Annotated in this window: 12 protein-coding genes and 1 pseudogene; 8 read left to right on the top strand and 5 right to left on the bottom strand. The window is 70.0% G+C overall.

The features are described 5' to 3' along the window. Positions 1–3: 3 nt before the first annotated feature. The 3 genes from trhO to metH are packed head-to-tail and all read right to left on the bottom strand — an operon-like array spanning position 4 to position 5,115. Positions 4–855 (bottom strand): oxygen-dependent tRNA uridine(34) hydroxylase TrhO, encoded by an 852-nt coding sequence (trhO, locus tag ACWEPG_RS04550; RefSeq protein ID WP_452593971.1) that lies wholly within the window; start codon positions 853–855, stop codon positions 4–6. Then, positions 855–1,553 (bottom strand): HAD family hydrolase, encoded by a 699-nt coding sequence (locus ACWEPG_RS04545; RefSeq protein WP_450116682.1) that lies wholly within the window; start codon positions 1,551–1,553, stop codon positions 855–857. Before ACWEPG_RS04545 ends, trhO begins: the two co-directional genes overlap by 1 nt. Then, complete coding sequence (gene metH, locus ACWEPG_RS04540; protein ID WP_452593970.1) at positions 1,546–5,115, bottom strand: methionine synthase; 3,570 nt, start codon at positions 5,113–5,115, stop codon at positions 1,546–1,548. The genes ACWEPG_RS04545 and metH overlap by 8 nt, the downstream gene beginning before the upstream one ends. Positions 5,116–5,166: 51 nt before the next feature. On the opposite strand from metH, the gene ACWEPG_RS04535 reads away from it, so the two are divergent. From ACWEPG_RS04535 to ACWEPG_RS04520, 4 genes are all read left to right on the top strand, one after another. Continuing rightward, positions 5,167–6,063: a PAC2 family protein gene (locus ACWEPG_RS04535; RefSeq protein WP_450116680.1), complete on the top strand. Its 897-nt coding sequence runs from the start codon at positions 5,167–5,169 to the stop codon at positions 6,061–6,063. Between the two features lie 59 nt (positions 6,064–6,122). Continuing rightward, positions 6,123–7,238 carry an MFS transporter gene (locus ACWEPG_RS04530; protein WP_450116697.1) on the top strand — a complete coding sequence of 372 codons (1,116 nt, stop codon included), beginning with the start codon at positions 6,123–6,125 and terminating at the stop codon, positions 7,236–7,238. Between the two features lie 61 nt (positions 7,239–7,299). After that, positions 7,300–8,046 (top strand): hypothetical protein, encoded by a 747-nt coding sequence (locus tag ACWEPG_RS04525; RefSeq protein ID WP_450116679.1) that lies wholly within the window; start codon positions 7,300–7,302, stop codon positions 8,044–8,046. 124 nt (positions 8,047–8,170) lie between these two features. After that, the gene (locus tag ACWEPG_RS04520) at positions 8,171–8,380 is read left to right on the top strand and encodes a three-helix bundle dimerization domain-containing protein (RefSeq protein ID WP_450116678.1); all 210 of its coding nucleotides are present in this window, start codon (positions 8,171–8,173) and stop codon (positions 8,378–8,380) included. Positions 8,381–8,413: 33 nt separating this feature from the next. Here the strand turns inward: ACWEPG_RS04520 and ACWEPG_RS04515 are convergent, their stop codons facing one another. After that, positions 8,414–8,899: a hypothetical protein gene (locus tag ACWEPG_RS04515; protein ID WP_450116677.1), complete on the bottom strand. Its 486-nt coding sequence runs from the start codon at positions 8,897–8,899 to the stop codon at positions 8,414–8,416. A gap of 130 nt (positions 8,900–9,029) precedes the next feature. Then, positions 9,030–10,370, bottom strand: coding sequence for a PucR family transcriptional regulator (locus tag ACWEPG_RS04510; RefSeq protein ID WP_452593969.1), 1,341 nt, complete (start codon positions 10,368–10,370; stop codon positions 9,030–9,032). 488 nt (positions 10,371–10,858) lie between these two features. Between ACWEPG_RS04510 and ACWEPG_RS04505 the strand changes: the two are divergent. From ACWEPG_RS04505 to ACWEPG_RS04490, 4 genes and pseudogenes are all read left to right on the top strand, one after another. Next, positions 10,859–10,987 (top strand): annotated as a pseudogene (locus ACWEPG_RS04505) (hypothetical protein); the annotation flags it as partial. 86 nt (positions 10,988–11,073) lie between these two features. Continuing rightward, positions 11,074–11,337, top strand: coding sequence for a hypothetical protein (locus tag ACWEPG_RS04500; protein WP_450116699.1), 264 nt, complete (start codon positions 11,074–11,076; stop codon positions 11,335–11,337). Between the two features lie 43 nt (positions 11,338–11,380). Next, entirely contained in the window at positions 11,381–11,833 is a 453-nt protein-coding gene (locus ACWEPG_RS04495; protein ID WP_450116696.1) for a MaoC family dehydratase, read from the top strand. Beyond that, entirely contained in the window at positions 11,830–12,648 is an 819-nt protein-coding gene (locus ACWEPG_RS04490; protein WP_450116675.1) for an alpha/beta fold hydrolase, read from the top strand. The genes ACWEPG_RS04495 and ACWEPG_RS04490 overlap by 4 nt, the downstream gene beginning before the upstream one ends. Position 12,649: the final 1 nt, after the last annotated feature.

Here is a 12,649-nt window from a genome sequence, read left to right as displayed (position 1 = left end):
CGCTCAGTCGTCCGGAACGCAGGCCGCGCAGAGCAGGGTCTGCGCGCGTCCCTCGGCGGTGCCGTGGTCGATGTGCCGTGCGGTCGGCGCGCCGCAGCGCGTGCAGCGGCCGAGAACCGCGGTGTGGTCCGAGAACTCGACCTTCTTGCGGCCGTCGAACACGTACAGCGACCCGTCCCACAGACCGTCGTCGCCGAAGGTCTCGGCGTAGCGGACGATCCCGCCGTCGAGCTGGTAGACCTCCTCGAATCCGCGCCGCCGCATCAACGCCGAGAGCACCTCGCACCGGACGCCGCCGGTGCAGTAGGTGACGACCGGCTTGGACTTGAGGTGGTCGTATCGTCCGCTTTCGAGTTCGGACACAAAATCGCGGGTGGTCGCGACGTCGGGAACCACCGCGTCACGGAACCGGCCGATCTCTGCCTCGAAGGCATTGCGACCGTCGAAGAACACCACATCGTCGCCGCGTCGATCGACCAGATCGTGCAGATCGTGGGGAGACAGGTGGGTGCCGCCGCCCACGACGCCGTCCGCGTCGACCCGCAGTTCGTCCGCCGCACCGAACGTGACGATCTCCGGGCGCACCTTCACCGACAGACGGGGGAAGTCGGCACCGGTTCCGTCGGACCATTTGATGTCGGCGTCGGCGAACGGCGGGTACTCGCGGGTGCCGCGGACGTACCGCTTGACCGCCGCGACGTCACCGCCGACCGTCGCGTTGATGCCGTGCTCCGACACCAGGATTCGGCCGGTGAGCCCGTTCGCCGAGGCCAGTGCGTGCTGCCACAGCCGGATCGCCTCCGGATCCGCGAGCGGCGTGAACCGGTAGAACAGGACGATCTTGGGTATGGCCACTAGACGGTGACCAGCGCGTGCAGCGAGTGCAGGTCGTCTGCGGCCAGGCCTACGAGAGTGTCGCGGAAGATCCGCCGCGGCCCCTCGGGCACCGCGACCAGCGACGGCACCACGAGCACCGTGCAGCCCGCGGCCTCGGCCGCGGCGGCGCCGGTGGGCGAATCCTCCACGGCCAGGCACCGTTCCGGTTCCAGACCGAGCAGTTCGGCGGCCCGCAGGTACGGCGCCGGATCCGGCTTGCCCGCGGCGACCTCGTCGCCGCACACCGAGTGGTCGAAGTGCCCGCGCCCCAGGGTGTCGAGGGCGTACTCGCACAGCTCCCGCTCGGTGTTGGTCACCAGCGCCGACCCGAGCCCGAGCGACCGGACGAGACCCAGCGCCTCCCGTGCGCCCGGCCGCCAGGGCAGACCGGCGGTGAACATCTCCGCCATCCGCGCGTACAGCCAGGACTTGGCCTGCGCCAGCGCCTCCGGGGTCTTCTCCAGTGCCAGCGAGTCGAAGATCGTCGCGAGCGCGAACGGCGTCGAGGAGCCGATGGTCGCCTCGCGCGTCTCCTCGGACATGGTGCCGCCGAGATGCTCGGACAGCTCGCGGACACCGATGTCCCAGAGGTTCTCCGACTCCAGCAGCGTGCCGTCCATGTCCCACAGGACGGCCTGCAAGTGCCCAGACACCTCGGCGGTGCCGATATCAGACATTGAAGTACTTCGCCTCCGGGTGCGTGAGCACGAACGCGTCGGTGGACTGCTCCGGGTGCAGCTGCAGCTCCTCGGACAGGGTCACCCCGATCCGCTCCGGTTCGAGCAGTTCGACCATCTTGCGCCGGTCCTCCAGTTCCGGGCACGCGCCGTAGCCGAACGAGTAACGGGCGCCGCGGTATCCGAGCTTGAAGAACTCCTCCACGTCGGCCGGGTCCTCGTTGGCGACCGCGTCGCCGCCCGGCATGGTCAGCTCCTCACGGACCCGCCGGTGCCAGTACTCGGCGAGCGCCTCGGTCAGCTGGACGCCGATGCCGTGCACCTCGAGGTAGTCGCGGTAGTTGTTCGCCGCGAACAGCTCGTTGGCGAAGTCCGCGATGGGCTGTCCCATGGTGACGAGCTGGAACGGCAGCACGTCCACCTGGCCGGACGCGCGGGCGTCCTCGCGGGGCCGGATGAAGTCGGCGATGCAGAGGAAGCGGTCCCGCTGCTGGCGCGGGAACGTGAACCGGTATCGCTCCTGCGCATCCGGATCGGGCGACTCGAGCACGACGACGTCGTCGCCCTCGGACACGGCCGGGAAGTAGCCGTACACCACGGCGGCGTGCGCGAGGATGCCCTCGGTCGCGAGGCGGTCCAGCCAGTGCCGCAGCCGCGGACGGCCCTCCGTCTCCACGAGCTCCTCGTAGGTGGGTCCGTCGCCGGCGCGCTGGCCGCGCAGGCCCCACTGCCCGAGGAACAGGGCACGCTCGTCGAGCAGGCCGGAGTACTCGGCCAGTGCCACGCCCTTGACGATGCGGGTACCCCAGAACGGCGGTGTCGGCACCGGCAGGTCGGCGGCGACGTCGGATCGCGCGGGCACCTCGACCGGCGTCTCGGCGGCCTTGCGGGCCTCCGCGATCCGCTTCGACCGCTCGTGCCGGGCCTTGCGTTCGGCGGCCTTCTCGCGGGCCGCGATCGCCTCCGGACTGTCCGGGTCCGGACCCTCGCCGCGCTTGGTGGCCATGATGGTGTCCATCAGGTGCAGGCCCTCGAACGCGTCGCGGGCGTACGAGACCTCGCCCTGGTAGACCTCGGCGAGGTCGTTCTCGACGTACGACCGGGTCAGCGCGGCACCACCGAGGAGCACCGGGAACTGCTCGGCGACGCCCTTGGCGTTGAGCTCCTCGAGGTTCTCCTTCATCACGACGGTCGACTTCACGAGCAGACCCGACATGCCGATGACGTCGGCGCGCTTGTCGAGGGCGACGTCGAGGATGGTCGCGATCGGCTGCTTGATGCCGATGTTGACGACCTCGTAGCCGTTGTTGGACAGGATGATGTCGACGAGGTTCTTGCCGATGTCGTGGACGTCGCCCTTGACGGTGGCGAGCACGATCCGGCCCTTGCCCGCCTCGTCGGTGGCCTCCATGTGCGGTTCGAGGTACGCGACCGCGGCCTTCATGACCTCGGCGGACTGCAGCACGAACGGCAGCTGCATCTGCCCGGAGCCGAACAGCTCGCCGACGGTCTTCATGCCGGACAGCAGGGTCTCGTTGATGATCTCGAGCGGCGGGCGCTCGAGCATGGCGGCGTCGAGGTCGGCGTCGAGGCCCGCCCGTTCGCCGTCGACGATGCGCCGTTCGAGCCGCTCGAACAGCGGCAGCGCGGCCAGCTCCTCGGCCCGGGACGCGCGCGCCGAGGCCGCCGAAACGCCCTCGAACAGCTCCATCAGCTTCTGCAGCGGGTCGTAACCGTCGCGGCGGCGGTCGTAGACCAGGTCGAGCGCCGTTTCGCGCTGCTCGTCCGGGATCCGGGCCATCGGCAGGATCTTCGACGCGTGCACGATCGCGGTGTCGAGGCCTGCCTCGGTGCACTCGTGCAGGAACACCGAGTTCAGCACCTGCCGCGCGGCCGGGTTGAGGCCGAACGAGATGTTCGAGATGCCGAGCGTGAAGTGCACTTCCGGGTGCCTGCGCTTGATCTCGCGGATCGCCTCGATCGTCTCGATGCCGTCGCGCCGCACCTCTTCCTGACCGGTGGAGATCGGGAAGGTCAGCGCGTCGATGATGATGTCGGACTCGGCCAGACCCCACGTGGTGGTGATGTCCTCGATGAGCCGCTCGGCGATGCGCACCTTGTGTTCGGCGGTGCGCGCCTGCCCCTCCTCGTCGATCGTCAACGCGACCACCGCGGCGCCGTGCTCCTTCACCAGCCGCATGATCCGCTGGTACCGCGAGTTCGGGCCGTCACCGTCCTCGTAGTTGACGGAGTTGACGGCGCACCGGCCGCCGAGGTGTTCGAGGCCCGCGCGCAGCACGTCGGGTTCGGTGGAGTCCAGCATGATCGGCAGCGTCGACGCCGTCGCGAATCGGCTCGCCAGTGCCGCCATGTCCGCGGCCCCGTCGCGACCGACGTAGTCGACGTTGAGGTCGAGCATGTGCGCGCCGTCGCGCGTCTGGTCCTTCGCGATGTCGATGCACTTCTGGTAGTCCTCGGCGATCATCGCCTCGCGAAACGCCTTGGAGCCGTTGGAGTTCGTGCGTTCACCGATCATCAGGATCGAGGCGTCCTGGTCGAACGGAACCGACGCGTACAGCGACGAGGTGCCGTCCTCCGGCTGCGGCGTGCGCTGTGCCCGCTCGACCTGGCGGACCGCGTCCGCGACCTGGCGGACGTGCTCGGGGGTGGTGCCGCAGCAGCCGCCGACCAGCGAGAGGCCGAACTCGGTGACGAACCCGGCGAGCGCCGCGGCCAGATCCTCCGCCGACAGCGGGTACTCGGCGCCGTTGGGTCCGAGCACCGGGAGCCCGGCGTTCGGCATCACCGACACCGGCAGCCGCGAGTGCTTGGACAGGTGCCGCAGGTGCTCGCTCATCTCGTCGGGACCGGTGGCACAGTTCAGCCCGATCATGTCGATGCCGAGCGGTTCGAGGGCGGTCAGCGCGGCACCGATCTCGGAGCCGAGCAGCATGGTCCCGGTGGTCTCGACGGTGACGTGGGTGATGATCGGGATGCGGCGGCCGGCCTTGTCCATCGCGTGCTGGCTGCCGATGATCGCGGCCTTCACCTGCAGCAGGTCCTGGCAGGTCTCCACCAGGATCGCGTCGGCACCACCGTCGATCATGCCGAGTGCCGATTCGGTGTAGGCGTCCCGCAGCACCGCGAACGGGGCGTGGCCGAGGGTCGGCAGCTTGGTTCCGGGTCCCATCGACCCGAGCACGAACCGGGCCATGCCGTCCCGGCCCGGCCCCATCTCGTCGGCGACGTCACGGGCGATGCGGGTGCCGCGCTCGGAGAGATCCCTGATCCGGTCCGCGATGTCGTAGTCGGCGAGGTTCGGCAGGTTGCAGCCGAAAGTGTTGGTCTCGACGGCGTCGGCACCGGCCTCGAAGTACGCCGCGTGGATCTCGCGCAGCACGTCGGGGCGGGTTTCGTTGAGGATCTCGTTGCAGCCCTCGAGGTCGCGGAAGTCGGCGAGGGTGAGGTTCGCGGCTTGCAGCATCGTCCCCATGGCACCGTCGCCGATGACAACGCGCTTCGACAGCGCATCCAACAGGGCGGAATGGAATGGGGCAGACATGCCCACCAGAGTAGTGGGCGGGTCGGACCGCCCTGGCCGTAGGCTGGGCAGGTGAGTCCAACCGAACACTCCGAGACGCCCGACGACGACGTCCCCACCCTCCGTGACCCGATTCTCGTGGCCGCGTTCGAGGGCTGGAACGATGCCGGAGACGCCGCCAGCGGCGCGGTCGAGCACCTCGAATTGATCTGGGATGCCAGGCCACTCGCCGAACTGGACTCCGAGGACTACTACGACTACCAGGTCAACCGTCCACAGGTCCGGCAGGTCGACGGCGTGACCCGGGAGATCCAGTGGCCCGCGACCAGGATCTCGGTGTGCTCGCCCCCCGGCAGCGAACGGGACGTGCTGCTGCTGCGCGGGATCGAACCGAACATGCGCTGGCGCAGCTTCTGCGACGACCTCCTCGAGATCATCGAGGAACTCGGCGTCACCACGGTGGTCATCCTCGGGGCCCTGCTCGCGGACACCCCGCACACCCGTCCGGTGCCGGTCACCGGCACCGCCTACAGCACCGAGTCCGCGCAGGCGTTCAACCTGGAACAGACCCGGTATGAGGGGCCGACCGGCATCACCGGGGTGTTGCAGGACGAGTGCGTCAAGGCCGGCGTCCCCGCCATCTCGTTCTGGGCGGCCGTCCCGCACTACGTCTCGCAGCCGCCGAACCCGAAGGCGACCGTCGCGCTGCTGCGCCGCGTCGAGGACGTGCTCGACGTGGAGGTCCCGCTCGGCGAACTGCCGGGGCAGGCGGAGGACTGGGAGCAGACCGTCACCGAGATGACCGAGGAGGACGAGGAGATCTCCGAGTACGTGCGTTCGCTCGAGGAACGCGGCGACGCCGAGGTGGACATCTCCGACGTGATCTCCAAGATCGACGGCGACGCCATCGCCGCCGAGTTCGAGCGCTATCTGCGCCGGCGCGGCCCCGGCAGCTTCGGTGGCGTCTGAGCGGCGCGCCACGGTGAGATCCCGCCAGGGCATCTGACGTGGCGGGTGTGCGGTCCCGGATGCAGCGCGGCGCGCTGTACGCCGGTGGATTTCTGGGTCCGTTCGGCGGAGGTGTCGTCACGTCGATGCTGCCGGAGCTCGGTGACTCGCTCGGGGTGAGCACCGCGCAGGCCGCGTCGGCGCTGACCGCCTACCTGCTGCCGTTCGCGGCACTGATGCTCGTCTCCGGCACCTACGGCGCCCGCTGGGGCGGGTTGCGCACCGTCCGCATCGCCTACGGCGTGTACGCGGTGGCCGCGGTGCTCGCGGTCCTGGCACCGACGTTCGCGGTGTTCCAGGTCAGCCGGGTGGTGCAGGGCTGTGCCAACGCGTTCACCACGCCCCTGCTGCTGGCCGCGCTGGCGGCGATCACACCGAAGGCGCGTCTCGGCCGGGCGCTGGGGGTGTTCGGCGCGCTACAGGCCGCAGGGCAGACGACCGCCCCGCTGGTCGGCGGGCTCGCGGCGGAGGTCAACTGGCGGCTCGCGTTCGTGGTGATCGCGGTGGTCGCGGTGTTGCTCGGCGCGCTCGGCCTGCCGCCCTCACGGGGGGCGGGACCGGCGGGTACGCCGCCCCGGCTGCGCGACGCCCTGCGCCCGACAGTGCTGCGGGTCGGTCTGGTGGCCCTGCTCGGCTGGGGCGCGCTCGGTGGACTGAACTTCCTGGTCGCGTTCCACGCCGAGGACACCCTCGGCCTGGACTCCGCCCACCGTGGCCTGCTGCTGACCGGGTTCGGTGTGGCGGGGATGCTCGCCGCGCGGCCGGTCGGAATCGCGATCGACCGGTTCGGCGCCCGCGCCGCGGTGATCACCGGCGCGGTCGGCGGCGCGGTCCTGGTCGCGGCGACGGGGCTGCTCGGCTCGGTCGGCGCGGTAGCGGTCACCTGGGCGCTGGCCGGCGTCGCCGGGCAGTTCGTGCTGGTCGGGGTCAACTCGGCGATCCTCATGTCGGAGGGCGCCAACCGCGCAGGCGCGGTCTCGGTGGTGCAGGCGTTGCGGTTCGGCGGGGCCGCGCTGGCGCCGATGACGTTGACACCGCTGTACGCGGTCAACCCGATCGCGGCGTTCGTGCTGCCGACACTGATGCTCGCGATCGCGGCGCCACTGCTCATGCCGCGCCCCGTCCGCGGCAGCTGATCCTCCGAAATTGGGGCGGATGCCCCATGCCGAGCCGCGGCGAGCGGCCGAGGATTGCGTCATGACCAGTTACAGCACCCCCGAACAGGCTGCCCTCGCCACTGTGCGCGATGCACCGCTGTGGCCGGGAACCGACGAACGGCTCACCGGCTACGGCGTGATGGGACTGCCGTTCGACAGCGGCCACTACCTCGCCCTGCGGCACTTCCCGGCCACCACGATCGGACCCGCGTACCGCACCGTGTGGCACCGGGACCCGGACGGCGAGTGGACGTTCTTCTCGACGGCGGAGCCGGAGCAGAGTTGTCCGCGCTACTTCGCCTCCTCCACCACCACGCACACCGTCCACGCGAACATCGACCTCGAATGGGACGGGCCGTACGAGCTGCGGGTCACGATCCCCGAGGTCCTCTCGTGGCGGATCGGGCTCGCGTCGACCCCGGCCACCGCGGTGATGTCGGCGGTCGGTCGCCGACTGCCCGTCGCCGTCTGGCGCAACGAACCGTTCCTGAAGATGATGGGGCGCACCGCGCGCCCACTGCTTCGGACCGGTCGAATCGGCCTCTGCGGCACGGTCCCCAACGGGCAGCGTTTCGGTGTCGCACCACGGATGTTGTGGGCGGTGACCGCGAGCGAGGCCCACCTGCGAGGCACCGACCTGGGCACCCCCGGGCCGCTGTCCCACCAGGACCGCCTCGGCGACTTCTGGCTTCCCCAGCGCGGCATGTTCGCGGTCGGCAACGCGGATTTCGAGTCGTTCGATCCCGCCCGTCACCGCACGGTGTTGTCCAGCGAGACCGCCGGCTGAGGGGAGTGCACCCCGCCGGTGCGACACCTGCACCGGATTCGACTGCGACACTGATGTTTCCGCAAGCACGCCGCGAGTACACCGAACCTGTTGACGTGCAGCCCCCACGGAGTCACACTGCCTCATGTTGCCCAGCGAAGAACGGCATCTGATCGCGTTGGCGACCCGACGTCTCGCCGACAAGCACTCGGACCTTCCGATCGAAACAGTGGCCGCGGCCGTGGCCCGCGCGCGCGATCACTTCGCCGACCGGCCGATCCGGGACTTCGTTCCCCTGCTCGTCGAGCGGCACGCGGAGAGAGAACTGGCCGCTGCCACCCGGCTCGACGCGTGACACACCCGGCGGCTCCGCCCACCCGGAAGTCCGTCAGGTCTCCTTCTCCGCGTCTCCGAGCCCACCGCCGCTCGCACCGCTGTTGCGGGCTTCGATCGCCTTGACGGACTTCTTGAACGTGCTTCCCAGGACGACCTTGCCGAAGACCGCGAGAACGCCCGCCAGCAACCGTCCCTTGAGGTTCTTGCCGTCGCGAACCACGACGACGTCCACATCGGTCTTCCCGTCGGCCTGGGGCGTGAGCGTGTAGGTGTGGCCGGAGTGGCCTCCCCACAGGTTGGAGTCGGTCGTCGTCATGACGACGTGGCGGGGGTCGGACCAGTCGTAGTGCAGGCGTTCCCAGATGCCGTTCGACCCCTCGGTGACGTCGGCGTCCTGGGGGCCCTTCTTGTGCACCTTCAGGTAGCTGTCGGCACTGTTGCCGAAGATCTCGTGGCGGCTCGGCCCGAAGTCGGTGAGCCCGGCGACGAACTGCTCGGGTGTGGCGGTGGTCGTCTCGTTCAGATGGATCGTGGACATCTGACTTCCTTCCTTCGCAAGGTGGATGATCTGGCCGGACAGCATGCTGGACGGTCCGCCGACTGGTTCTGGCGGCCGGGGTCGGTGAGGCATCCTGCGCACCGCTGACGCGGAGGTCGCGCACGACCACTCAGGCGGAACGGCCCGGTCGCCCTTGTCGCAGCGGCGGCCCGGGACCACTGTTGACCTCGCCGGATTCGACGAGTACGACGTCCCCGAGCAGATGGCAGACCTGGAGGGCGAGTTCGACCTCGAGACGGTCGGTTCCGACCGGGCGCCCCCGCTCGACCTGCGCCCGCTGTACTCGGTACTTGACGGTGTTGTAGTGCAGCGTCAACCTCTCGGCCGCGGCCTTGTTGCTCGCCCCGGTCTCCAGGAAGACCCGAAGCGTCTCGCGCAGCCGGTCGTTTCCGGGGGTGTCGGCAGCGAGTCCGCCGAGGAAGTACCGCACCCAGCGCCGGGTCGCGGTGAGGTCCTGCACGAGCAGTGCCGTGGTCGCGACTCCGGGGTCGGTGAACGCGGTGACCGTGGGGCCGGCCGGCCCGGCCGCGACCGCCACCCGCCTGGCGGCGTCCGCCTGGATGTGGGATCTGCGGAACCCTGACACCCCAGGGAGGGGGCCGCCGACTGCGATGCGGCCGGGCCGCTCTCGGTCGGCGAACTGCCGGATCGCGGTGACGACGCGGGTGGCGTCCACACCCTCCCCCAGCGGTATCCATGCCCAACCGGTGTTCCGGTCGGCGGCCACGAACAGCGGTTCGCCGCGGGAGCGAAGCAGCCGCGCGATTCGGCGTGCACACTGCTCCAGCCGCGCCGGCCCCTCGTCGTCCTCCAGATCCTCGGAGAGCCCGAGGATGAACGCGAGATGGTTGTGCCGCAACGGGTATCCGATGGAGGACTCGATCGACATCGACTCGGCGGTCTCGTCGGCGATGAGCTCGAGGACGCGCAGGGCGCGGACCCGGTTGCGGTTGAGCAGCCAGCGTTCTCGTTCGGTTTCGTACATCTGCACGGCCTGCTGAGAGATCCGGTCGGCGTAGGCCGCGATCACGGTCACGATCCGCCGCGCGATCCGAAGAACCATCTCGGGATCCTCTGCGGGACCGTCGATTTCACCGAGTGCCGTGTCCACCAGAACGGTCTGCCCGAGCCGGTAGGCACGGACGAGCGCGTTGACCGGAACGTCGTGCCGGGCGAGTCGCCGCGCGTATTCCATTGCCGACGCCGAAGCCTCGAGGTGGGCGGCGGAGATGTTGTATCGCAGCGTCTGCCGGACGGTGTCGACATTGCCCTCGATGCTCCCGTCGAGCATCTCGAGCATCGGCGGATCACGAAGCTCGCCGATCTCGGCCGCGAGCACCTCGCGGATGGTCCCGGTGATCTGCGGCAGCCGCGACTGCATGACGGTCGCGATGGCGGACACCCGCGCGTCGACATCGGCGTCGACAGCGTGGGCGGACATTCCGGCCATGGGATCGAGAGTAGGCCGCCGCCGCTGTCATCGGAAGGACTTTGCGCAGGTCAGGGATTGTCTCCGCAGGACATGTGCGCGCCGACAGTTGGTTCACCGGCGACATGGCTCACTGCCGGCCCCGCTCATAGCGTTGCACGCACCGGCCGATCGACGACCACCTCTGGCCCACATCGACGCCGCCACCCACATCCACCGACCCCATCGAAGGACCACTTCATGACCTCCACCGCATCGACAACCTCCGACGTCACCCGGCTGCAGGCCGCATCCGCTCCGGAACCGCCCCGGCGGACACCGCACGCCCTCTCGTGGCTGCGTTGTCCACGAGCCTGGCCAGGTCCCCTCGCTCTCTCATCGGCCGGGGGTGCGGGCTGGCGGGCGACTTGGCCGGCATCGCGCGTGGCACCTCGACGCGGCAACCCGCACGCGCCGACAAGCGGTTCGCCGACCCGGCCTGGTCGGCGAACCCCGTGCTGCGCCGGATCATGCAGGCGTACCTCGCGGCGGCGGACACCGCCGATCGGCTGGTGGCCGACGCCGACCTGGACTGGCGCGACCGGGAACGCGTGCAGTTCGTCGTCGACAACCTCGTCGAGGCGGCCGCGCCCACGAACAATCCACTGCTCAACCCGCTCGGATACAAGGCGGTCATCGACACCGGTGGCGTCAGCATCGACTGCTCGGCGGCGACACCGAGTTCGTGTTGTCCACCAGCGGCCACATCGCGGCCCTGGTCAACCCGCCCGGCAACCCGCGCGCGTCGTACCGGGTCGCGCGCCCCGACACCCCGGACCCGGAGCGGTGGGCCTCCGAAGCCGAGAAGCACTCGGATTCGTGGTGGCCCCACTACGCGGCCTGGCTCGCCGACCGCAGTGGACCCGAGAAGGCCGCTCCCACAGCGCTGGGCTGCGCCGGGTTCGCCCCGGTGGCCCCGGCACCGGGCTCGTACGTCCGTGAACGCTGACCGCACCTCGACCCGCAACCGTCTCGACCACGGAAGGACTCCCATGACGACCACCGTGCAGCACCCCGTAGACCTCCTCGACCTCGCCGGGCAGACCCTCGGCACGACCGACTGGTACCCGATCACCCAGGACCGGGTGAACATGTTCGCCGACGCCACCGGGGACCACCAGTGGATCCACACCGACCCCGAACGTGCCGCGGCCGGGCCGTTCGGGGGCACCATCGCGCACGGCTACCTGACGCTGTCACTCGCTGCCCGGGCCATCGGAGATGGTACTGACCATCGAGAACCTCGGCACCGCAGTCAACTACGCGTGAACAAGGTGCGCTTTCCCGCGCCGGTCGCGGTGGGATCGAAGATCCGCGCGGCCGCCCGCATCGCGTCGGCCAGGCCGCGCGATCACGGCATCGAGGCCGTGATCGGGCTGACCTTCGAGGCAGCCGGATCGGATCGGCCCGCGTGCGTCGCCGAGTGTGTGGTGATCTACCGATGAGCGCGGCCGCCGACGGTGTCGGCGCGCCCCGAATGATGCCCGTCGGTCGACGTCCACTTCGCGTCGCCGTGCGCGCGGGGACCGGCATCCCGCTGGTCCTGTGCAACGGAATCGGCACTCCGCTGGAGGCGCTCGACCCCCTGGTCGACCACCTCGGCCCGCACCGCACCGTCATCCGATTCGACGTCCCGGGGGCCGGCGGGTCGCAACTGGGCATGCTACCGCGGACCCTTCCCCAGATCGCCTGCCTGCTGGGCCGCCTGATCGACGCCCTCGGCCACGATCGGGTCGACGTGCTCGGCTACTCGTGGGGTGGCGGCCTGGCCCAGCAGTTCGCCCTCCAGAACCCTCGACGATGCCGGCGGCTGGTACTGGCCGCGACGGGGACCGGTGCCCTGATGATTCCGGCGCGCCCATCGGTGCTCACGAGGATGACGAGCCGTCGCCGGTTCACCGATCCCGACCACCTGACCGAGATCGGTCCCGGTCTCTACGGCGGCACCGTCGCCGGCGACAACGCCGACCTGACCGGCCTTCTCGCCCGGCACCCCCTCGGCGGATCCACGCGGGGATACCTCTACCAACTCGCCGCAGGCGCGCTGTGGACGAGCCTGTTCGTGTTGCCCGCGATCCGGCAACCCACCCTCGTCATCGCCGGAACCGACGATCCGCTCGTCCCGATCGCCAACGCCCGCATCCTTCATCGGCTGCTGCCACACGCCACTCTCGACCTCCATGACGGCGGCCACCTCGACCTCCTCACCCGTTCCGAACTGTTCGGCGCGACGATCGAGGGCTTTCTCAGCGCACCGTGAT

Source organism: Rhodococcus sp. NPDC004095, from assembly GCF_053604015.1.
Note: the sequence above shows the minus strand (reverse complement) of the source record. Positions and strands in the feature narration are given on the sequence as shown.